Origin of the sequence: Streptomyces sp. NBC_01244, assembly GCF_035987325.1 — a bacterium.
GTDB lineage: Bacteria > Actinomycetota > Actinomycetes > Streptomycetales > Streptomycetaceae > Streptomyces.
On record NZ_CP108488.1, the window covers coordinates 4,558,241 to 4,580,560 of the forward strand.

16 protein-coding genes and 1 tRNA gene are annotated in these 22,320 nt (G+C 73.2%); 8 read left to right on the top strand and 9 right to left on the bottom strand.

All coding sequences use genetic code 11. The annotated features are described in order from the left end of the window. The first annotated feature begins 58 nt into the window (after positions 1-58). The gene (locus OG247_RS20420) at positions 59-1,345 is read left to right on the top strand and encodes an MFS transporter (protein WP_327253601.1); all 1,287 of its coding nucleotides are present in this window, start codon (positions 59-61) and stop codon (positions 1,343-1,345) included. A 78-nt stretch (positions 1,346-1,423) separates the two neighbouring features. Here the strand turns inward: OG247_RS20420 and OG247_RS20425 are convergent, their stop codons facing one another. After that, the gene (locus OG247_RS20425; RefSeq protein ID WP_327257556.1) at positions 1,424-3,268 is read right to left on the bottom strand and encodes an ATP-binding SpoIIE family protein phosphatase; all 1,845 of its coding nucleotides are present in this window, start codon (positions 3,266-3,268) and stop codon (positions 1,424-1,426) included. A gap of 147 nt (positions 3,269-3,415) precedes the next feature. Beyond that, positions 3,416-4,807: an NAD(P)/FAD-dependent oxidoreductase gene (locus OG247_RS20430; protein WP_327253602.1), complete on the bottom strand. Its 1,392-nt coding sequence runs from the start codon at positions 4,805-4,807 to the stop codon at positions 3,416-3,418. Between the two features lie 345 nt (positions 4,808-5,152). Between OG247_RS20430 and OG247_RS20435 the strand changes: the two genes are divergently transcribed. Next, a complete protein-coding gene (locus tag OG247_RS20435) occupies positions 5,153-5,962 on the top strand; it encodes a TetR/AcrR family transcriptional regulator (RefSeq protein WP_327253603.1) in 810 nt (269 codons plus the stop codon). Between the two features lie 299 nt (positions 5,963-6,261). Further along, positions 6,262-8,268 carry a sigma-70 family RNA polymerase sigma factor gene (locus OG247_RS20440; RefSeq protein ID WP_327253604.1) on the top strand — a complete coding sequence of 669 codons (2,007 nt, stop codon included), beginning with the start codon at positions 6,262-6,264 and terminating at the stop codon, positions 8,266-8,268. Between the two features lie 79 nt (positions 8,269-8,347). On the opposite strand, the gene OG247_RS20445 is transcribed toward OG247_RS20440, so the two are convergent. Continuing rightward, complete coding sequence (locus tag OG247_RS20445; protein ID WP_327253605.1) at positions 8,348-10,678, bottom strand: asparagine synthase-related protein; 2,331 nt, start codon at positions 10,676-10,678, stop codon at positions 8,348-8,350. Between the two features lie 632 nt (positions 10,679-11,310). Between OG247_RS20445 and OG247_RS20450 the strand changes: the two genes are divergently transcribed. From OG247_RS20450 to OG247_RS20465, 4 genes are all read left to right on the top strand, one after another. Further along, complete coding sequence (locus OG247_RS20450; protein WP_327253606.1) at positions 11,311-12,849, top strand: sporulation protein; 1,539 nt, start codon at positions 11,311-11,313, stop codon at positions 12,847-12,849. A 45-nt stretch (positions 12,850-12,894) separates the two neighbouring features. Further along, positions 12,895-14,130: an L-2-hydroxyglutarate oxidase gene (gene lhgO, locus OG247_RS20455; RefSeq protein WP_327253607.1), complete on the top strand. Its 1,236-nt coding sequence runs from the start codon at positions 12,895-12,897 to the stop codon at positions 14,128-14,130. Between the two features lie 303 nt (positions 14,131-14,433). Next, positions 14,434-15,255 (top strand): tRNA (guanosine(46)-N7)-methyltransferase TrmB, encoded by an 822-nt coding sequence (trmB, locus tag OG247_RS20460; protein ID WP_327253608.1) that lies wholly within the window; start codon positions 14,434-14,436, stop codon positions 15,253-15,255. A gap of 124 nt (positions 15,256-15,379) precedes the next feature. Continuing rightward, entirely contained in the window at positions 15,380-16,693 is a 1,314-nt protein-coding gene (locus tag OG247_RS20465; RefSeq protein WP_327257557.1) for a PrsW family glutamic-type intramembrane protease, read from the top strand. Here OG247_RS20465 and OG247_RS20470 read toward each other — a convergent pair. From OG247_RS20470 to OG247_RS20480, 3 genes are all read right to left on the bottom strand, one after another. Further along, a complete protein-coding gene (locus OG247_RS20470; RefSeq protein WP_327253609.1) occupies positions 16,644-17,699 on the bottom strand; it encodes a M23 family metallopeptidase in 1,056 nt (351 codons plus the stop codon). The two genes, OG247_RS20465 and OG247_RS20470, sit on opposite strands and share 50 nt — an antisense overlap. A 292-nt stretch (positions 17,700-17,991) precedes the next feature. Beyond that, positions 17,992-19,173: a PP2C family protein-serine/threonine phosphatase gene (locus tag OG247_RS20475; protein ID WP_327253610.1), complete on the bottom strand. Its 1,182-nt coding sequence runs from the start codon at positions 19,171-19,173 to the stop codon at positions 17,992-17,994. A 161-nt stretch (positions 19,174-19,334) separates the two neighbouring features. Then, a tRNA-Met gene (locus tag OG247_RS20480) sits at positions 19,335-19,408 on the bottom strand. A 291-nt stretch (positions 19,409-19,699) separates the two neighbouring features. On the opposite strand from OG247_RS20480, the gene OG247_RS20485 reads away from it, so the two are divergent. Continuing rightward, a complete protein-coding gene (locus OG247_RS20485; RefSeq protein WP_327253611.1) occupies positions 19,700-20,104 on the top strand; it encodes a DUF1003 domain-containing protein in 405 nt (134 codons plus the stop codon). A 400-nt stretch (positions 20,105-20,504) separates the two neighbouring features. On the opposite strand, the gene OG247_RS20490 is transcribed toward OG247_RS20485, so the two are convergent. The 3 genes from OG247_RS20490 to OG247_RS20500 form a co-directional block, all read right to left on the bottom strand. Continuing rightward, entirely contained in the window at positions 20,505-20,927 is a 423-nt protein-coding gene (locus tag OG247_RS20490; RefSeq protein WP_327253612.1) for a hypothetical protein, read from the bottom strand. Between the two features lie 309 nt (positions 20,928-21,236). Continuing rightward, complete coding sequence (locus OG247_RS20495; protein ID WP_327253613.1) at positions 21,237-21,431, bottom strand: hypothetical protein; 195 nt, start codon at positions 21,429-21,431, stop codon at positions 21,237-21,239. Positions 21,432-22,083: 652 nt separating this feature from the next. Next, positions 22,084-22,314 carry a hypothetical protein gene (locus OG247_RS20500; RefSeq protein WP_327253614.1) on the bottom strand — a complete coding sequence of 77 codons (231 nt, stop codon included), beginning with the start codon at positions 22,312-22,314 and terminating at the stop codon, positions 22,084-22,086. Positions 22,315-22,320 lie beyond the last annotated feature (6 nt).

A 22,320-nucleotide genomic window follows, 5' to 3' on the forward strand; every position in this document is an offset into this window, starting at 1 on the left:
TTAAGGATCGAACTTTAGGTATGAAGTCTTCAAGCTTCAGTAATCAAGGTGGTGAGAAGTGACCAGGGTGATGGGCGCTGCGATGCGGAGGATCCAGGCCGGGAACGCGTTGACCGCGTTCGGTATCGGCTTCACGGTTCCGTTCCTCTACGTCTACGCGGCGAAGGTACGAGAACTGGACCCCATGTGGGCGACGGGAACGTTCATGGCGTTCGCCCTCGGTGCGCTTCTCGCGCTGCCCTTCACCGGGCGGGTGATCGACCGGCGCGGTCCGGTCCCCGTCGTCATCGGTGCGGCCGTCGTCGCCTCGTTCGGCGCACTGTCGCTCGGGCTCTCCACGGGCGTGGTCGCGATCCTGCTCTCGGCGCTCGCGCTGGGTGCCGGCCAGGCCGTCATGCAGCCCGCGCTGGCCACGATGATCGTGCGGTGCTCCACCCCGTCCACCCGGACCCGTGCCTTCGCCCTCCAGTTCTTCATGCAGAACCTGGGTCTGGGCATCGGCGGTCTGATCGGCGGGCTCATCGTCGACGAGAGCCGTCCCGGCAGCTTCACCCTGCTCTTCAGCATCGAGGCCGTGATGTTCCTGGTGCTCGCCGGGGTCATCGCCACCGTGCGGATGCCCCACGTGCCGGCCATCAGCACCGCGCTGGCCAAGGACGCGGCCCAGGCGGGCGGCGGCTGGAAGCGGCTGCTGGAGCACAAGGCGATGGTGCAGTTCTGCGTCCTCGGCTTTGTGCTGTTCTTCGCCTGTTACGGACAGTTCGAGTCGGGGCTGGCCGCCTTCGGTACCGAGGCCGCCGGGATCTCCCCGTCCACGCTCGGTTTCGCGCTCGCCGCCAACACCGGTGCGATCGTGCTCGCCCAGTTCGTCGTGCTGCGGCTGGTCGAGAACCACCGCCGGTCCCGCGTGATCGCGCTCGTCGGTCTGCTCTGGACCGTGGCGTGGATCATCGCCGCGTTCTCCGGGCTGGGGCACGGCAGCGCGGTCATGGCCGCCGCCGCGTTCGTGACCACGTACGCCCTCTTCGGTATCGGCGAGGCCATGCTGTCGCCGACGCTGGCGCCGCTGGTGGCCGATCTGGCCCCGGAGGGTTCCGTGGGCCAGTACAACTCGGCCTTCGCGCTGGTCAAGCAGATGGCCCTGGCGCTCGGGCCGCTCGGTGTGCCGCTGGCCGCGGCCGTGCCGATGCTCTACATCGGGATCTTCGTTCTGGTCTCGCTCGGCATCGCCGGGCTGGCGCTGCGGCTCGGCAAGCAGCTCACGCCGGTGCAGGACAATCCCTCGCTGGCCGGGAGCACCGTCGTGGTGAAGCGGGTGAAGGCCGCCGAGCGCGTGCCCGCGTAGGAAGAAGTGAGCAGGTAAGAGTGAGCAGGTAAGAGAGAAGGCCCCGGTCGGGTGGACCGGGGCCTTCTTCGTGTGCGGTTACGGGGCCTTGTCGGGGAGGGCGAACTCGCACCAGACGGCCTTGCCGCCGCCGGGGGTGCGGCGGGAGCCCCAGGCCGAGGCGATGGTGGCGACGATGGAGATACCGCGGCCGGTCTCGTCGGCCGGTTCGGCCCGGCGGCGGCGCGGGAGGTGGTCGTCCCCGTCGGTGACTTCGATGATCAGCCGGCGGTCGGTGCGGCGCAGGCGCAGGCGCATGGGCGGGGTGCCGTGCTGGAGGGAGTTCGCGACGAGTTCGCTCGCGGCCAGGACTCCGAGGTCGCACAGCTCCACCGGGAAGCGCCAGGAGGCGAGGACGCCCTGGGCGAAGGCGCGGGCGCGCGGGGCCGCCTCGATGCCGCCGAGGAGTTCCAGGGCGGCGTTGTGGAAGAGCTCGGCGTCGGCGCCGGTGCGGGCGGGCTGCTGGAGGACCATCACGGCGACGTCGTCGTCGTGGTCTGCGTCGACGCCGAGGGCGCGCATCAGGCGGTCGCAGATGACGGCGGGAGTGCCCTGGGCGCCGGAGAGGGCGCGTTCCAGGGCGGCGACGCCTTCGTCGATGTCCTCGCCACGGCGCTCGACCAGGCCGTCGGTATAGAGGACGGCGGTGGAGCCGGGGCCCAGGGCGATGGTGCCCGAGGTGTGCAGCCAGCCGCCGGTGCCGAGCGGCGGGCCGGTGGGGTCGGCGGCGCGGCGGACGGTGCCGTCCTCGTCGCGGACGAGGATCGGGAGGTGGCCTGCGGAGGCGTACGCGAGGAGGCCCTCGTTGGGGTCGTGGACGGCATAGACGCAGGTGGCGATCTGGCTGGCGTCGATCTCGGCCGCGAGGCCGTCGAGGAGCTGCAGGACCTCGTGGGGCGGCAGGTCGAGGCGGGCGTACGCGCGGACGGCGGTGCGGAGCTGGCCCATGACGGCGGCGGCGCGGACACCGCGGCCCATGACGTCACCGATGACGAGGGCCGTGCGGCCGGCGCCGAGGGTGATGACGTCGTACCAGTCGCCGCCGACGGCTGCTTCGGTGCCGCCGGGCTGGTAGGTGGCGGCGACGCGCAGGTCGTCGGGCTGTTCGAGTTCCTGGGGGAGGAGGGAGCGCTGGAGGGTGACGGCGGCCTCGCGCTGGCGGCGCTCGCTGGCGCGCAGCCGTTCGACGGCCTCGGCGTGGTCGGTGACGTCGGCGAGGTGGATCAGGACGCCGGTGCCGGTGTGGGCTTCCGCTTCGCCTTCGGATCCGGTGGCGGATCCGGATCCGAAGGCGGCGCCGACGCCGGCGTGGGCGTGGGACCCGTCGGCGTCGGCCTTGGTCTTGGGGAACTCGATCGGGGTGCAGGTGACCGTGTACGAGCTGGTGCCGCCGGGTGCGGTGCGGTTCTTGGCCGTACGGGGCTTGCCGCTGCGCTGGACCTGGTCGAGGAGCGGGAGCAGACCGAGGTCGCCGAGCTCGGGGAGGGCCAGGTGCGCGGGCGCGCCGGGGGCGCGGGCTCCGAAGCCCGCGGTGTAGGCGTCGTTGACGTAGGCGACGCGGTGCTCGGGGCCGTGCACGAGGGCGACGAGTGCCGGGAGGCGGTCGAGGACGTCGCGTACGGACAGCTCGTCGAGGGAGGGTGCGGGGGTCGCCGTACCGTCGGCGGCGGCCGGTGCGCAGCCGGCGCCGGGGACGGAACCGGTGCCGCGGACCGTGTGGTCGGCGGGGCAGCCGTCCGGGCCGGTCGCGGAATGGCCGGCGGCGCCGCGGGCGGCCGGGACCGAGCCCTCGCCCCGTTTGGCCTGGGCGGCGGCGTGTTCGGACCGGGCGGCGGCGCGGCGCTGCGTTCCGGGGAACCGGGCGCTCCAGCGCGTGAAGTTCACTGCGTTCAAGCCTCGTGGTGTCGCTCGTGGTCGCTGTGTCACTCGGTGGCAATCGGGTGGCACTCGGATGTCACGCTGATGTCACTCTGTGCAGGTGTGAGCCCACCTATGGTCACACGTCCAGTGTGGCCGACGGGACTGACAGCATCAGCCTTCGCTCTTCTTCGGAGGGTCCTTGGGGCCTCCGCCCGCCGCGAGTTCGAATTCTGCTCTGGGGTGTTCGAGGGATCCCAGCGAGACGATCTCACGCTTGAAGAGGCCGGAGAGCGTCCACTCGGCGAGCACGCGCGTCTTGCGGTTCAGGGTCGGGACGCGGCTGAGGTGGTAGGCGCGGTGCATGAGCCAGGCCGGGTAGCCCTTGAGCTTGCGGCCGTAGATGTGGGCGACGCCCTTGTGGAGTCCGAGGGAGGCCACGGATCCCGCGTACTTGTGGGCGTACTCGGTGAGGAGTCCGCCGCGCAGGGACGAGACGAGGTTGTCCGCGAGGACCTTGGCCTGACGGACGGCGTGCTGCGCGTTGGGGGCGCAGGCGACGCCCTTCTCGGGGGCGGTGATGTCGGGGACGGAGGCGGCGTCTCCGGCTGCCCAGGCGTGCTCGACTCCTTCGACGGTGAGGAAGGAAGTGCAGGCGATGCGGCCGCGGTCGGTCTTGGGCAGGTCGCTGGCGGCGAGGATCGGGTGCGGTTTGACGCCGGCGGTCCATACGACGGTGCGCGTGGGGAAGCGGGCGCCGTCACTGAGGACGGCGATCCGGTTCTCGCAGGAGTCGAGCCGGGTCTCCAGGCGCAGGTCGATGCCGCGGCGGCGCAGTTCGCGGATCGTGTACGTGCCCATCTCGGGGCCGACCTCGGGGAGGATCCGGTCGCTGGCCTCGACCAGCACCCACTTCATGTCCTCGGGCTTGACGTTGTGGTAGTAGCGGGCGGCGTAGCGGGCCATGTCCTCCAGCTCGCCGAGTGCCTCGACGCCCGCGTAGCCGCCGCCGACGAAGACGAAGGTGAGGGCGGCGTCGCGCAGGGCGGGATCGCGGGTGGAGGAGGCGATGTCCATCTGTTCGATGACGTGATTGCGCAGGCCGATGGCCTCTTCCACGGTCTTGAATCCGATGGCGTATTCGGCGAGTCCCGGAATGGGGAGCGTGCGGGAGACGGAGCCGGGGGCGAGGACCAGTTCGTCGTACTCGATCTCCACGGGGCCGCCGCCCTCCTCGTCGGTGGCGAGGGTGGTGACGGTCGCGGTCCGGGCGGCGTGGTCGATGTGCCGGGCCTCGCCGATGACGATGCGGCATTTCGGCAGGACGCGGCGGAGCGGGACCACGACGTGGCGCGGGGAAATGGAGCCGGCAGCCGCTTCGGGGAGGAAGGGCTGGTACGTCATGTACGGCTCGGGAGTGACCACCGTGACCTCGGCCTCGTCGGCTCTCAGCTTTCGCTGGAGCCGGAGTGCCGTGTACATGCCTACGTAGCCGCCGCCGACGATGAGGATCCGCGTACGGGGCGGGGTACCGGGGGCCGTGCCCCGGGAGTTAGCAGCCTTCACCGTCCCATGACGCAACGTGGCCGGGAGTTTGTCCACAGGCCCGACAAATTGTGTGACCGGAGGGGACGGCGGGGCGAGGTTGTCGGGGGGTGCGGATGGAGGGGAAGGTGCGCAGGTCAGACGGTGCGGAATGAGTGATTCCGGAGGCTTCGAACGGAAAATTGTGGGTGAATGCTCCGATCGGGCGGTGGTCCGTCCGGGGCTGCCTCTTCTGAATTGACTCTGGCTCAACTATGTTCGTAACTCGTCGAGGAGTAGGACCAGGGCCCTCATGACCGTGGCCCCCCTCGACATGAAGGCGGGGAGTGTCTCCGGGGGGAGACAAATAATTACCGGGGGATACATATGCACATTTCCGATTTCCATGCTTCTGCCACCGCTCTGTCGTCGGCCGCTTCCGCGACCGACAGCCACGGGCGGCTGATGGCCGGCGGCGCCACCACACACGGTGTGGGCCGCTCCACGCCGCTGCGCGTCGACGCGCAGCGCAACCTCGAACACGTACTTCGCGCGGCCCGCGAGGTCTTCGGCGAGCTCGGTTACGGGGCTCCGATGGAGGACGTCGCACGACGCGCGCGGGTGGGCGTCGGCACCGTGTACCGACGGTTCCCCAGCAAGGACGTCCTCGTCCGGCGGATAGCCGAGGAGGAGACCTCGCGGCTGACCGAGCAGGCCCGCACGGCCCTCGGCCAAGAGGAGGAACCGTGGCAGGCGCTGTCGCGCTTCCTGCGCACCTCCGTGGCCTCGGGCGCCGGGCGGCTGCTGCCGCCCCAGGTGCTGCGGGTCGGCGGGCCCGATGAGGACGGGGTCGACGGCGCGGACGGGGCGGTCGACGAGGCCGCTCGGGTACCGCACCAGCGTCAGGTCGTCCCGGCCGGCGGGGCGCCCGATCTGCGGGTCGTCGGCGCCATGCGGACCGGCCTGGACGACGAGCCTTCGGAGGACGCCGGCGCGGGCGAGCTGCTCGAGGTCGTCGGCCGCCTTGTCGACCGCGCCCGGGAGGCCGGTGCGCTGCGCGCCGATGTCACGGTGGCCGATGTGCTGCTGGTGATCGCGACGGCCGCGCCCGCGCTGCCGGACGCGGCGCAGCAGGCGGCGGCTTCCGCCCGGCTGCTCGACATCCTGCTCGAAGGGCTGCGGTCCCGGACGGCGTAGGGCGGGGCGGCCCCGGAACGGGGGCTGCGCAGGGCGGTAGCGGCGCAGGCCGGCTCGCGGCGGAGGGTGGCACAGGTCGGTGACGGCCTGGGCCGGCTGAGGTCGGAGGGCTGTTCTGGTGGTGGGCGTCAACCGGCTCCTTCCTGGGGCCTCTCGCTCGAACGGGTGAGGCTCCGTACGGCGATTCGTCGGGGCTTGCCCGGATGAGTGGAAGGTGTGGAGACCGGTTCGGCGCGTGCCCGCCGTGTGACACGCTGGATCGGTGGACCGGTTGAGTGTGTCGTGCGAGGGCTTCCGCGATGAGCGTTGACGGGCGGGAAGAGCCACACGGTGGTGCCGGCGGCGAGGTCGAGGCGGGCAGCCTGCCCGCACGGCAGGTCCCGGCGCAGCGCGAACCGGGCGGCCGGCACGCCGCCGGGGCCGGCGGGGAACTCCCGCCTTCCGACGGCGACTTGATCGCCCGGATGCGCGGGGGTGACGACGGGGCCTACGAGGAACTGTTCCGCCGCCACTCCGATGCCGTGCGCCGCTATGCCCGTACCTGCTGCCGTGACGGGCACACCGCCGACGATCTGACGGCCGAGGTGTTCGCGCGGACCCTCCAGGCCGTACGGGGCGGGGCGGGTCCGGACCAGTCCGTGCGCGCCTACCTGCTGACCACCGTGCGCCGGGTCGCCGCCGCCTGGGCGAAAACGGCCAAGCGGGAGCATCTGGTCGAGGACTTCGCCCTGTTCGCGGAGCAGGCCTCCGGGTCCGGCGACGGCACGGTCGGGCTGCCCGGCCGGGCGGGGGACGACACCCTCGAACTCGGCGCCGACGTGCGCGCCATGCACGAGGCCGAGCAGACCCTCGCGATGCAGGCCTTCCGGAGCCTGCCCGAGCGCTGGCAGGCCGTGCTCTGGCACACCACCGTCGAGGAGGCGTCGCCGAGCGCGATCGCCCCGCTCTTCGGGCTGAGCGCGAACGCCACCGCGGTACTGGCCAGCCGGGCCCGCGAGGGCCTCAAGCAGGCGTACCTCCAGGCCCATGTGAGCACCGCGCTGAGTTCCGGCGGGGACTGTGCCCGGTACGCCGACCGGCTGGGGGCCTATGCCCGCGGGGGCTTGCGGATGCGGGCCGAGCGGGGGCTGCGCAAGCACCTCGAGGAGTGCGCCCGGTGCCGGCTCGCGGCCGGGGAGCTCAAGGACGTCAACGCGGGCATTCCCGCGCTGCTGCCGGTCGCCGTCATCGGGTGGTTCGCCGCCGGGTACGCGGCCAAGGCGGCCGGGGTGGTGGCCGGCGGGGCCGTCGCCGCGGGTGGAGCCGGGGCGGCTGCCGCAGCCGCGGGCGGGTCTACGGCTGGTGCCGGGGCCGCGGGTGGTGCCGGAGCCGCGGGTGGTGCCGGAGCCGCCGGGGCCGGGGCTGCGGGTGGGGCCGCCGGTGGAGGCGGGGCCGGGGGGGTCGGCGGGGCCGTGGCTTCGGAGGGGCTGGGGTTGCCGGCCAAGGCGGCCATCGCCGCCGGGGTCGTGGTGGCCGCGGCCGCCGGCGTGGTGTTCGCGCTGGCCGGTGACGACGCCGCTCCGACCGTCCGCGCGAACCCGGCGCCGGGCGTGGCCGTGCCGGTGCCGCGGAGTCCGGCCCCCTCCGTGCCGGAGCCCGGCCCGTCGCGGGCGGAGCCGCCGGCGGCACGAGGATCCGTACCGCCCCCCAAGAAGCAGACGCCCCCGCCGCCGGTGGCCGTCGCGCCGGCCGCGCCCAAGCCCTCGCGGAGCCCGGAGCGGTCCTCGCCCGCTCCGAGCCCCAGCCGGGTCCCGAGTCCGAAGCCGAGCCCCACGCCGAGTCCCGTACCGCCCCCCAAACCGACGCCTCCCAAGCCTTCGCCGCAGGCCCCACAGGGGTTCCGGCTGTCCTCACTGGGCCAGTCCGCCTTCGGGAACCACGAGGGCCCCGAGATCGAGACCTGGCGGAGCAGCTGGGTGTGGCAGCGCTGGGGCCCGATGATCGGCGGAGAGCGCTTCTCGCACGGGATCACCGTCAACTCTCGGTCCTCCGTGGAGATCACCCTCAACCGGAGGTGCGTCGCCTTCTCCGCGCGGGCCGGTGTGGACGGCATGTCGCTGCTCACGGACGGCAATGTCCGCTTCTCCGTGTACGCGGACGGGCAGCGACTGTGGCAGTCCCGGGCCCTGGGCTACGAGGACCCGGCGGCGAACGTGTCCGTCTCGCTTTCCGGGCACAAGACGCTGCGCCTGGTCGTGGAGCGCGCCGGGGGCGGCCGCCTGCCGACGCTGGCGAGCTGGGCCGACTCCGTCATCAGCTGCCGCTAGGGCCCAGGTTCCTCACGGCCGTCGCACCCGGGGGCCGCGGGCCGCGGCGCCCGGTAGGGCCGGGGCCGAGGCCCGGTGGTCAGGACAATGCCGGGCGGCGGAGGGGGACTCCTGTGGGGACGGCCCTGCGGCGGGGGGTGGAGGTGCCGGTCCAGCAAGTGCCCCGGCGGGCCAGGAGGCGGGTCAGCCACAGTTCCATCGAGACGAGTTCGGCGATGCCGTCGAGCGGGACCGGCCGGCCGTCCGCCGCGTCGAGGAGGGCCTGGCGGACGACCCGGGCTTCGATCAGGCCCGCGTCCGCCAGGAGGGGGGACGTGAAGAGGGTCAGGAGCCGCGGGAGGGCCGCGCGCAGTCCCAGGCGGGTCGCCGATTCGTTCGGGGCGTGGGCCGTCGCGCCCCACCCCGGGGGGAGGTCCCGGACCCCGGCGGAGGACAGGACCCCGCGCAGGACGGCGGCCCGGGCGCCGGGTTGCACGCGGAGGGATTCGGGCAGGGCCCGGGCGGCCCGTACGACCTGGTTGTCCAGGAAGGGGGCGTGCAGCCGCTGGCTGCGGACCTCCACGGCCTGCTCGAAGACCCGGTGGTCGGCGGCGTGCCGGGCCAGGACGGCGCGGGCCCGGGCCTCCCCGGGGCGCAGCGAGAGGGGAGGGCGGCCCGCGGCGGCGGTGAGGCGGATCGATACCTCGGCCAGTGCCTCGCCCGTCAGCCAGGCCGCCGCCGGTCCCGGCCGGGACCAGGCCAGGGCCGCGAGCGAAGCGTCCACCGGGGAGCCGGGACCCGCGGCCGGTACTCCGTCGCGCAGGCGGGCCGCCGCCGCCTCCATGCCGGTGCGGTAGGGCGTACGGGCCAGGCGGCGGGCCGCCGCGTACACGGTGAGGGGGACGAGGAAGGGGACGAGGAGGGAGTCGCCCTCGGAGGGGGCGGAGCGGGCGAGGGCCAGGGTGGGGCGGAGCAGGTGGCGCCGGCGCCGGTCGAGCAGCAGGTCGGCGAGCCGGGCGGGGTGGGCGTCGAGGACCTGGCGGGCTCCGTGGCCGGTGAAGTGGTCCGCCGAGCCGGCCGCGAGGCGGCGGCGCTCGCGGGCGGCGAAGACCAGGGAGGGGCCCGGTTCGTCGGTCAGCGGCCCGTCGAGGTCGGCGTACGGGAGGGCTTCCTCGGCGGCGGCCACGACCACGTGGTGCAGGCGGGGGTCGGACGCGATGGCGTGGGCGCGTTCCAGTTCGGGTTCGCGGCCCTGGGGGGTGGCCAGGTCGTTGAAGGTGACGGCGAGGAGGCGTTCCCCGGTGCGGCCGAGCAGGGCGCCGGGTGCGCCCGGGAGGCCGGCCGCGAGCAGGGCGAGGGTCGCGGAGGCGCTGCCTCCGGAGAGGTCCGCGCCGACTCCGGGGACGGGCGCGGGGGCGCCGCGCGCGGCCCGCCGGTCGGCCGGGCCCATTCCGGGGACGGGCCCGGGGTCGTAGGGCAGCGGCTCGGGAGCATGCCGCGGAGCCGTGAGCCGGGCGCGCACCGCGTCGACCAACGCTTCCCGTACGCCCTCCACCGCGAGCGCGGGGTCGGCCGTGGGGGCGGCCACCGCGAGGGAGGCCACCGGCTCGTACCCGGTGATCTCCCGGGAGCCCTCGCGCAGGATCAGGGCGTGCCCGGGCGGGATCCGGCGTACGCCGACGTACGGTGTGCCGTCGCCCAGCGCCTCCGGGCTGTCGGGGCAGGCCAGCAGGGCGGCGAGATGGCCGATGTCGAGCTGCGCCTCGATCAGGTCGGCGAGCGGGAGGGCGGCGGTGGCGTACGCGGTCCCGCTCGCCCAGGGCGTGTAGAAGACGGGCCGCGCACCGGCCAGGTCGCCGACGACGGTGATGCGGCGGCCGGCCTGGACGACGGCGGTGTAGCTGCCGGGCCACTGGGTGAGGTGGCGCAGCGCGCCGCCGCGGGCGGCGTAGAGGGCGCGGCGCAGTTCCTCGTCGGTGGCGCCGCAGCAGCCGAGGACGGCGAGGCGGGTGAAGGGGTCCGCGGGGTCGGCGGTGAGGGTGCGGATCTCGTCGGGGCGCCAGTCGCCGACGGCCCACAGGGGGTCGGGATCGCCCCAGAGGAGCTGGGCTCCGACGGGGACCACGGTGCGGTCGGCTTCGGCGGCGCCCGGTTCGTCGGGGTGGCCGGCGTCGGCGAGCCCGCCGCGGACCGGGCCGTCGCCCCAGCCGTCGGGGCGGGAGCCGTTCTGGGAGCCGTAGGCCGCGGCCGATCCGTGGTCCGGGCCGGATCCGCCCTGGCCGGAGGCGTATCCACCCTGGCCGGACGCGTATCCGCTCTGGCCGGAGCCGTATCGGCCCTGGTCGAAGGCGTGCGCGGCGCCGTGCCCCGCGACCCGTCCGGCCGTGCCGAAGCTCGCGGCGATACTGCTCCAACCCACCAACCAGCGCACCGCCGCCTCCCCAGCCCGTGGGCACCTGACCGGGGTGCGAACCGCGCGGCCGGCGCTCTGCGCGCGGCCGGAGGGACCCCGGGTGGCTCGGGGTCCATGCTGCCACGAGACAGGCGTGCGGGAGTGGGTAAGGGGGCGCACGTATAAACGAACACGCCCCGGCCATGCGGTATTTGGCGTTCCGTTCCGACCGCCCCATAGGTCGGTTTCGGCCATTCTTCGACCGTACTGAGAGCCCTGCGCGGAGCCGGCACGGAGCCTGCGCGGAGCGCGGTCCGGGGGGCGGGATCCACCCCCCGGACCGTTCCGCCACCCGCGGGGATTGAGGCAGCGGCATCCCCCGGCCCGCCCGGTCAACGCGGTGGGCCGACCCACGCACCGCACATCGAATCGCCGGGCCCCCGATGCGGCCAGAGCGCACGGGTGGGCGCACGGCCACACGGGTGGAGCACGCGCTGACACGTGCGCCCCGGCCCCGGGCCCCCGCCCGACTGTGCATACGGACAACAATCCCGCCATACGGAACAAGGGGCCTTAACGCTTGGGAGGCGGGGAACTACGCTGGGTTTACGAAATGCCGGGCGCCTATGCCCCGGCGGCGTCTGCGTTCCGCGTGTGACGAGGGGTGGCGCATGTCCAGGGAGCTCCGCGAGCCCAATGAGAAGCTCGGCGCCGTCCTCGCCCTCGCGGGCATCAGCAACGCCGGGCTGGCCCGGCGGGTCAACGACCTCGGCGCTCAGCGCGGTCTGACCCTCCGCTACGACAAGACCTCGGTGGCCCGGTGGGTGTCGAAGGGGATGGTGCCGCAGGGCGCCGCCCCGCACCTGATCGCGGCCGCCATCGGCGCGAAGCTCGGCCGGCCCGTGCCGCTGCACGAGATCGGGCTCGCGGACGCGGATCCGGCGCCCGAGGTGGGGCTGGCCTTCCCGCGCGACGTCGGCGCGGCCGTGCGCTCGGCCACCGACCTCTACCGGCTCGACCTCGCCGGCCGGCGCGGGGGTGGCGGAATCTGGCAGTCGCTCGCCGGTTCCTTCTCGGTGTCGGCGTACGCGACGCCGGCCTCGCGCTGGCTGATATCTCCCGCCGACGGCTCGGTGGCACGCGAACCGGTGGTGCGCGAACCGGTGCCGGGCGCGGCCCCGCCGGAAGGCCTTCCGGCGCCGCCCGGCGCTCATGTCGGGGGTGTGCCCGCCCAGACTCCGGGTGAAACGCCACCGGCGCCGGCTCCGGCCGCGCCCGAAGCCGGGGGCCCGCAGCGCGTGGGCCACAGCGACGTGACCAAGCTGCGCGAGGCCGCCGAGGACGCCCGCCGCTGGGACTCCAAGTACGGGGGCGGCGACTGGCGTTCCTCGATGGTCCCCGAATGCCTGCGGGTGGACGCGGCGCCGCTGCTGCTCGGCTCCTACACCGACGAGGTGGGCCGCGCGCTCTTCGGCGCCACCGCCGAACTGACCCGGCTGGCCGGGTGGATGGCCTTCGACACCGGGCAGCAGGAAGCCGCCCAGCGCTACTACATCCAGGCGCTGCGCCTGGCCCGCGCCGCAGCGGACGTACCGCTCGGCGGGTACGTGCTGGCGTCGATGTCCCTGCAGGCCACCTACCGGGACTTCCCGGACGAGGGCGTGGACCTCGCGCAGGCCGCCGTCGAGCGCAACCGAGGCCTGGCCACGGCGCGGACGATGAGCTTCTTCCGCCTCGTCGAGGCCCGGGCACACGCGAAGGCCGGCGATTCGGCGGCCGCCGGGGCGGCGCTGCGGGCCTCCGAGGGCTGGCTGGAACGGGCCCGGGACGGCGACGCCGATCCGACCTGGCTGGGCTTCTACTCGTACGACCGTTTCGCGGCGGACGCGGCCGAGTGCTACCGCGACCTCAAACTCCCGCGCCAGGTCAGGCGTTTCACGGAACAGGCACTGTCCCGGCCGACGGAGGAGTACGTACGATCACACGGGCTGCGGCTCGTCGTGAGCGCGGTGGCCGAGCTGGAGTCCGGGAACCTCGACGCGGCGTGCGCGGCGGGGACCCGGGCGGTGGAGGTCGCCGGGCGGATCTCGTCGGCCCGCACGACGGAGTACGTACGGGACCTCCTGCACCGGCTGGAACCGTACGGGGACGAACCGCGCGTCGCCGAACTGCGCGAGCGGGCCAGGCCTCTGCTGGTAACCCCGGCATAGGCCCCGCGTGGCCTCGTTGTCAGTGGCGGGGTGCACTATGCAGGGGTGGGAGGTGTCAGTGTGGGCGGCGGCGTGGGCGGCATCGGCAGGCTGGACTGCGATGTGCTGGTGATCGGCGGCGGGATCGTCGGCCTGTCGACGGCGCATGCGCTCGCGGGGCTCGCTCCGGGGACCCGGGTGGTCGTCCTGGAGAAGGAGGACGGCCCCGCGCAGCACCAGACGGGCCGCAACAGTGGTGTGATCCACAGCGGGATCTACTACAAACCGGGCTCGCTCAAGGCGCGCTTCGCGGTGCGCGGTGCGGCCGAGATGGTCAAGTTCTGCGCGGAGCACGGCATCCCGCACGAGGTGACGGGCAAGCTCATCGTCGCCACCGAGCGGGACGAGCTGCCGCGGCTGCACGCGCTCGTGCAGCGGGGCCGGGAGAACGGCATCCCGGTGCGGGAGCTGGGGCCGACGCAGATCTCGGAGTACGAGCCCGAAGTGCGCGGGCTCGCGGCGATCCACGTCGGGACCACGGGGATCGTGGACTACGGGCGGGTCGCCCAGCAGCTCGCGGAGTCCTCGGGGGCGGAGATCGTCTACGGCGGAGCGGTGGATCTGATCGCGCGGCGGGCGTCGGGCGTGGCGGTGCGGACGAGCGACGGGCTCGTCGTGCGCGCGCGGGTGCTCGTGAACTGCGCGGGGCTGCAGTGCGACCGGATCGCGCGGCTGGCCGGGGACGACCCGGAGATGCGGATCCTGCCGTTCCGGGGCGAGTACTACGACCTGGCCCGGCCCGATCTGGTGCGCGGGCTGGTCTATCCGGTGCCGGACCCGGCCTTCCCCTTCCTCGGCGTCCACCTGACCCGGGGCATCGGGGGCGGGGTCCACGTCGGGCCGAACGCGGTGCCGGCGCTGGCGCGCGAGGGGTACGGGTGGGGCGTGGTCCGGCCGCGGGACCTCGCGGACGAGCTGGCCTGGCCGGGATCCTGGCGGATGGCCGCGCGGCACTGGCGGTACGGAGCGGGCGAGGTGCGGCGGTCGCTGTCGAAGGCGGCGTTCGTCGAGGCGGTACGGAGGCTGCTGCCCGCGGTGCGCGGGGAGGATCTGGTGCCCGCCGCGGCGGGGGTGCGGGCGCAGGCCGTGCTGCGGGACGGGACGCTGGTGGACGACTTCCTGATCCGGGAGGGGGAGCGGGCGGTGCACGTGCTGAACGCGCCTTCGCCTGCGGCTACCGCTTCGCTGCCGATCGGGCGGGAGATTGCCGGGCGGGCCCTCCGGTCGCTCCGGGTGTCCTGACCACGGCGGGGCTCCGCCCCGGGGGCCCCTGGGCGACGTCGGTGGGCGACTCCCCCGCGGCTCGGGCCGGTCCGTCCCATGGGGCGCGGCCGGGGGGCGCGGCCGGGGGGGCGCGGCCGGGGGGCATGTCCCCTACCCGCCCTTCCACCGTTCCCAGGGCTCCGCCCTGACCTGCAAAGACCTGGGGCTCCGCCCCAGACCCCGGTCCTCAAACGCCGGACGGCTGGGTTTGCTCCGCCCCCCGGACGGCTGGATCGGTGCCGCAGCGTGGGTGGGGGTGGGCGCGCGTAGAATCCGGGGATTGTGTCTGAGTCTCTGAGTCCCCAGAATCCCGCCGCCGAGCCCGCGCCGGAGGCGACCTCCAGCTACGTGCCTCCGAAGTGGCGTACCGAGCCGCGGTTTCCCGACGGGCCCGCGCCCGATCCGGCCGGGTCGCACCACGAGCGGCGGATCCGGAGCTTCCAGCCCCGTCGCAGCCGGGTGACCACCGGGCAGGGCGAGGCCCTGAAGCGGCTCTGGGGGACCTGGGGGCTCGACATCGACGGGCGTGACGTGATCGATCTGAAGGAGATGTTCGACGGGCTTCCCGTCGTCCTGGAGATCGGCTTCGGCATGGGCGAGGCCACCGCGCAGATGGCGGCCGCCGACCCGGGGACCGGGATCCTCGCCGCCGACGTGCACACCCCCGGGCAGGGGAATCTGCTCGCCCTCGCCGAGCGCGGCGGGATGACCAATGTGCGCGTCGCGAACGGGGACGCCATCATCCTGCTCCGCGAGATGCTGCCGGCGGACTCCCTCGCCGGGCTCCGCGTGTACTTCCCGGACCCCTGGCCCAAGGCCCGCCACCACAAGCGGCGCCTGATCCAGCCCGAGTTCCTCGCGCTGGCCGCCACCCGCATGGCGCCCGGGGCGATCCTGCACTGCGCGACCGACTGGGAGCCGTACGCCGAGCAGATGCTCGAAGTGCTGACGGCCCAGCCGGAGTTCGAGAACACGCGGGCAGACGGCGGTTACGCGCCCCGGCCCGACTTCCGGCCGCTCACCCGCTTCGAGGGGCAGGGCCTCGACAAGGGGCACGTCGTACACGATCTGCTGTTCCGGCGCACGGGTAACGCCCAGAACTGAACACATCACTCCGCGTGTCGGGTCCGCTCGGTAGAGTCATCACGTGCTCCGAGCGACCCGGCCGTTTCGGCTGCCGTACCGCGTGCCGCGTACTCCCGGCGCCGTGCGTACCTGTGTACTCGTCATGCTGCTCGGCGTCTGCGGCATCGCGATCCTGGAACTCGTACGCGAACAGACCGGTACGCCCGGCTTCTTCGTCGGTCTGGGCCTGGCCCTGCTGCCGGTGGCGCCGCTCGTGGCGGCGTTCCGCTGGGTGGGGCGGGCCTCACCGCATCCGTGGGCGCAGTTGGCGTTCTGCTTCGGCTGGGGCGCGTGCGCCGCGGCGCTGATCGCCATACTGGCCAACAGTTTCGCGACCGAGTGGATAGCCGCGGCCACCGCCGATCCCTCCGGTGCCGACCAGCTCGGCTCGGTGGCGATCGCTCCGGTGGTCGAGGAGAGCGCCAAGGCGGCCGCCCTGCTGCTGGTGTTCCTGTTCAGGAGACGCCAGTTCACCGGCCCCTCCGACGGTTTCGTGATGGCCGGTCTGACCGCGACCGGCTTCGCCTTCACCGAGAACATCCTCTATCTCGGCAACGCCTTCGACGAGGACGTCGAGAACGGCACCGGGGTACTGAACTCCGTGACGGCGGCGACGTTCTTCGTGCGGGGCATCATGTCCCCCTTCGCGCATCCGCTGTTCACCGTGGCCACCGGTCTCGGCTTCGGCGCCGCCGCGCTCGCCGTGGGCCGGATGCGCCGGATCGGCCTGCCCGTGCTCGGCCTGGCCTCGGCCATGGGGCTGCACGCGCTGTGGAACAGCTCCTCGGACCTGGGCGAGTCGGGGTTCTACGTGGTCTACGGCTGCGTGATGGTCCCGGTGTTCGGGCTGCTGGCCTGGCTGGCCGTGTGGATACGGCGCCGCCGACTGCGGGCCGTCGCCGGGGAGCTCGCCCTGTACGCGGCCGCCGGCTGGCTGAGCCCGGCCGAGGTGCCCGCGCTGGTGTCGATGCCCGCGCGTTCCCTGGCCCGCGCGCTGGCCCGGAGCACCGGGGGCCGGCCGGCGGGACGGGCGGTCGCGCTGTACGAGGCCGATGCCGCGGCCCTTGCCCTGCTACGTCACCGGGCGCGCAGCGGCGGTCCGGCCCGGGAGCCGGACTTCGCGGGGCGGGAGCGGGAGCTGCTGCGCCGGCTGTGGCTGCGCCGCGCGACGGCGGGCCCGGCGCTGTCCCGGGCGGCGGTGCTCGAGGACTTGCTCCCACCCCGGTTCGACCCGCTGGGCCCGCTGGGCTCGCCGGGCCCGCTCGACAGCCCGCTCGGCGGCCTGCCCGACAGCTCGCCCGACAGGTCGCCCGGCGTTCCGCTCGACCGGTCGGCGCCGGTCCGCGCACCTGGCCTCGTACCGGGTCCTAGACGTTCAGGCCCCGTGCCGTCAGCCATGACAGCGGGTCCACCGTGACGCCGCCCCGGCGCACTTCGAGGTGGAGGTGGGGGCCGGTGACGTTGCCGGTCGCACCGACCCGGCCGATGGTGTCGCCCCCGGCGACGGAGCCGCCGGTCACCGACATCGAGGACAGGTGGCAGTACCAGATCTCGGTGCCGTCGGGGAGCTCCAGCACGATGCGGTAGCCGTACGCCCCGGACCAGCCGGCGGAGGTGATCTTGCCTGCGCCGACCGCCTTGACGGGGGTGCCGGTCGGGGCGGCGAAGTCCAGGCCGGTGTGGTGGCCGGAGGACCACATCGAGCCGGAGTCGCCGTAGTGCGAGGTCAGGGTGTAGGCCGAGGTCGGTAGGAAGAAGGATCCGGCCGACCGGGCGGCGCTCTCCGCCTTGGCCTTGGCCTCGGCGGCCTCCTTGGCCGCCTGCGCCTGGCGCGCTTCCTCGGCCGCGGCCTTCTCGGCCGCCTCCGCCGCCGCCTTCTCGGCCGCTTCCTTGGCCGCCCGGGCATCGCGGGCCTGCTGGGCCGCGGCTTCCTGTGCCACCCGTTCGGCTTCCGCGCGCTCCTGGGCCGCGGCGGCCTCCTGCTGGGACTCGGCCTGCTGGAGGATGCGGCTGCGCAGCAGCTCGCCCGCGTCGGAGCGGCGGTTGGCCTGCTGCGGGATGATCCCGGTCCGTGCCTGCTCCGCGGACCGCGCGGCGCCCGCGTCCCCGGTGGTGGCTTCCCCGTCGGCGGAGTCCTGGTCCGTGCCCCCCAGCGACTCCGGAAGGGAGGGCAGCGACGGCAGGGATATGGCGACCTGGGGCCGGTCCTGCGCGGTGGCGATGCCGCCCGCGCCGACCGCGGCGATCACGCCGACGCCGAGGACGGTGGAGGAACGGGCCAGTCCCCCGCGCTGCTTGAGCACGCGGTGCTTTCCGCGAGGCGGCCGGGCCGAGTCCTCGGTGGGGTTCCATTCGCCCCAGGCTCCGGCGGTGGGCTGCTCCTGGACGTCGATGCCTTCAGGGGCAGGCGAGTTGGAGGCCACCGGGGCACACTCCTCATGGGCGAGCACGCGCACGGTGCCGTCTCTTGCGACGGCTGGGACGACCGCTCTGCGTTATCGAACGGTAATAGAGAAAGGGGAGTGATTCCAAGCAGTTGCGATTGATCGTTAACGACAATCAGCCACCGACTGCACAGCTCTGGCCAGAACTTATCACCGCACTCGTGAATCAACCCGGGCAAAAAACGGCCACCCCTCCCACCCCTCGCGCCACATCTTCACATTGATGGTCCGTCAGATTGCTTGCCGAGCGCGCTCCTTCGGTCACGTTCGGTCACACCCCGCGCTCTTTCGGGACCACCCGCACCGTCCGGCGCCGGTTCGGCTGCCGCGCCCCCGGCCGGGAGACCGCCAGCAGGGCCATGTCGTCCGTCGCCGCGCCGCCCGTGTGACGGCGGACATCCGTGGCGAGCGCGCTCAGCAGTTCGTCGGGCCCGGGGAAGACCCGCCCGCGCAGCCGGGCCGCCGGATCGTAGAAGGCCCCCGAACCGTCCCGGGCCTCGGTCAGCCCGTCCGTGTACAGGAGCAGCGTCGCCCCCTCCGGGAAGGGCCACTCCTCGGCCCGGTCCGGCCAGCCGCCCAGCTCCCCCATCCCCAGCGGCAGCGCCGGCTCGACGGGGGGCAGCTCCGCGAGGCCGCCGTTCGCGTACAGCAGCAGCGGTTCGGGGTGGCCCCGGTTGACGAGCCGCAGCAGGCCCGCGCCGGGCGGAATCTCGCCGAGCACGCACGTGGTGAACCCCTCCACCGCGTCGAGGCTGTCGCGCCGGTTCCCCTCCCGGGCCAGCGCCCGCTCCAGCCGCCGGGCCACCCCTTCCAGCGTGGGCTCGCTCTCGGCCGCCTCCCGGAACGCCCCGAGCACCACGGCGACGGCCTCGACCGCCCCGAGCCCCTTCCCCCGTACGTCGCCCACCGCGAGGCGCACCCCGTACGGGGTGTCCTGCACGGCGTAGAGGTCGCCGCCGATGGAGGCGTCCGCCTGCGCGGCCTCGTACGAGGCGGAGACCTGGAGGCCCGCGATCCGCTCGGCGGGTGTCGGCAGCACGGCGCGCTGGGCGGCCTCGGCGATCCCGCGCGCCGAGGCGAGCTGCTCCGTACCGCGCCGCACGACGATGTTGATCAGCGTGGCCAGCCCGGAGACGGTCAGGACGGTGGCCAGCTCGGTCATGGCCTCCACCTTGAAGGTGGTGCCGTTGTAGAGGTGCAGCACGACCACGGCGAAGGTGGCCAGCATCCCGGTGAGCACGGTGGCCCGGAGCGAGAACAGCGGGGCCGCGATGAGCGGGGCGGCGGAGAAGAAGGGGGATCCGGTGAAGCTGGGCGGGGTCAGCACGTCGAAGAGGAAGCCGAGGACGATCAGGGTGCCCGGGAGCATCTTGACGATCCGGCGGATCACGGCGCTGCCGGCGACCGCGCCGAAGACGCGCTCGCCCCTGCCCTGCCGGCCCAGCCCCGCCACGCTGCTCTCCTGCCGCCCGGTCCGCCTCGCCCCCCAAGGCTGGGGGCTGGAGGGCCCGTACGGCGACTCGGACGGGACCGTTCGGGTGAGGGCACGGACACGGACACGGCAGACACGACGAAGGCCCGGTCCCCCAAAGGGGACCGGGCCTTCGTACTGAGTAGCGGGGGCAGGATTTGAACCTACGACCTCTGGGTTATGAGCCCAGCGAGCTACCGAGCTGCTCCACCCCGCGTCGGTAAACCAAACTCTACGCCATCCGGGGGGAGGCCTCCGCCAATTAACGTCCGAGCCACCCCCGGAAGGGCAATAACCGCAGGTCAGAGCCATGAAACACGGCGGGGGCCGCAGGTTTCCCACTTGCGCGCAGCCACTTCGAAGCCCGCGCCCGTGCGGTCCAGCACGGCTGGCTCCCGCCGCGCACCTGACCGGCCGTCACGACGAGAAGCGCCCCCGGGCGAGAAGCGGATCGCTCTCGCCCGGGCCGCACGACACCCCCGTCCCATAAGGAACATCGGAGCCGTCCATGAGCAGCCCCCGGGAACACAAGCGGCACCACCCCGTCGTGGAGGCGCACCGGCTGAAGCGGGCTTCCGACATCCAGCTGCGCGTCGCGGACGCCATCACGCAGTTCGCCGGCTCCATGATGTTCGTCTACATCCACGCGGTCGGGTTCGCGGTCTGGACGCTGTTCATCGAGAAGTCCCCCTGGCCGACGCTGACCCTCGTCGTCTCCCTGGAGGCGATCTTCCTGTCGACCTTCGTCATGATCGGGCAGAACCGCGCCGCGGCCTTCCAACAAGCCAAGGCCGATCACGATTTCGTCGAATCAGAGCTGGAACTGAAGACCAACACCGAGCTCACCCGGGCCATCCACGCCATGACCACAGAACTCCACAGCCGCCTGGCCCCGGGCCGGATCGGACAGTGAGCTCGCCGTCTGCGAGAAACACGGAGCGCCCCACCCGGCCGAAGCCGGGTGGGGCGCTCAGTAACAGGTCAGAGGGGTCAGCCCCTGCCTGCGAGCAGTAGGCCATGTCGGACTCGAACCGACAACCAACGGATTAAAAGTCCCGGCAAGATCGTGCCGGGCCATCCCGCTCGGTCCACAGAGGTCCGCAAACGCCTGGTCAGAGCGCCGCACTGTGGCACCTCATCCGCTCCAGACCGGCCCGTGCCAGCACGTCCGCTCACGCATCGCTCACGCATTCGGCGTCGCTGACCAGGGCTCTCGCGTACAACTCGGGCGGTGCGTGGCTCCGGTGGTGGGCCCCAACCCGCGCGGTCCTGGTCACGTCACGGCCGAGTCGCCACTTCCGTGCTCCGGCCCGTCAGTGGATCGCGATGTAGAAGGGGAGGTCCTGGGCGCCAGCGCTGGTGCCGGTGAAGACCGTCACGGTGTCTGTGGCGTTGCCGCAGGCGGCCCACGGGTCGGTCCGAACCATGATGGTGGCGTCCCACGGGGTGGTGCCACTGGCTCCGAGGACGGCGGTCGGGATGAGCTTCTGCGGGTCGAGGCGGGCGTCGGTGAACTTGATGCAGTACGTGCCGGCTGAGGGCTTCTGCACCGGGGCGATGCCCTTGGACTGGGAGAGGGCACCGTTGTACTCGACCAAGGCGCCGGCCTGCGCGTACGGGGCGCGCGCGGGACCGGCCTGGGAGGCGAAGGCAACGGCGGTGCCGACCGAGGCCGTGACCGCGGCCAGGACTGCGGCGGCTGCGATCTTGGACCGCGTGGTGGAGAGCAGGGTCATCACGGGATTCCTTTACTGGGGCGGGATACCGCCACACGTGTGCACGGCGGCCGGAGTGAATGGGGGGCATCTAGGTAGTGGCGAGGTTGAACGCCTGATCCACGCGGGCCCGCTGGAGCCGGTGATGGCCGCCAGGATCGCCCGAGGAGCTTTGCAGTGCTGGGCTGGGCGTGGCCCGCCTGCGGACCACGGTGTCGGCCGACCGGGCGCATAGGGGGTCTCGCCCCTGTCGTCCCCGGCGCCCTTCCCGGTCACCCTCCACACGCGCTTCCAGCGGCAGACCGGCCGGGCCACACCCAGTAGGCGCGGCTAGTGCACGGTGATGGTGAACGCCGTGTCGACCCAGGTGATGGTGTTGCTTTGGACGCTGTGCACCGTGATGGCGTCCGTGGCGTTGCCGCAGGTGGCGGTCGGCCGTCCGGTGACGATGAACGTGGCCCAGGCGCCGTTACTCGTGACCTGGATCGCCGCGTTCGCCAGGTCGATGGGGTCGGGGTCCGACACCGTGACGCAGTAATTCCCTGTGCTGACCCTGGTGGACGTGGCGTTCTTGACCGCCAGCGGATCACCGTTTGCCGCTACTTTCGCGGCGGCTCGGGCATAGGGCGCGTACATGTCGACCGGGGCCGCGGTCGCCGTGCCGGCCAGGCCGGGGACCGATACCAGCGCGGCAACGGTCAGGGCGATGGCGCGGCTACGCCTGGTGATGCTGTGGGTCGTGGCTCTTCCTTCTTCTCGGTCGCCTCGGCTCACTCCGGGCGGGCGGCCGGGTAACGCCGGCGAGCGGTTGGCCCCGCTTCCTGACCGGCCAAGACAGCTTGATCACTGACTGGATGCAAGCGGATGCGTCTGGCGACGATCAAGGCGCCGGTGGATCACTCACCCGAACGCGCCGGAGGAAACGTCTCTGGGCTCGCCCAGCTGCTACGCGATCGTCGGGGCCCGCCACGCTGCGCCCGGCGCGGGAACGGGGGCCAAGCTGGTGCCCCTGCCCACTCGTCCACCTCCGGACCAGGAGGTGACGGGCCGTCCGCTCACCGACCGGCCCGGAAATGACTGAGCGCCCCACCTGGTCGGAACCGGGTAGGGCGCTCAGTAGCAGGTCAGATGGGTTAACCCCAACCTACGAGCAGCGTGGGGCGGGGTGCCGATCGGCTCAGCGCCAGTACTGATCAGGAGCGGCCACAGGGGCAACATCGGCCACACCATCGATGAAGGCTCCGCCTACCCGCAGGAGTGCAGGCGATCCGAACTCGGGGACAAGGGTGTCCGTGATGGCGTGGCTGAACCGGGGCTCGAAGCCCGTATCAGCCTGAGCCGAAGAGGCGGTTGCGACGACGGCCCCCGCGAGGGCGACGGCGGCAAGGATGCGGGTCGTGTTGTTCATGGCCTG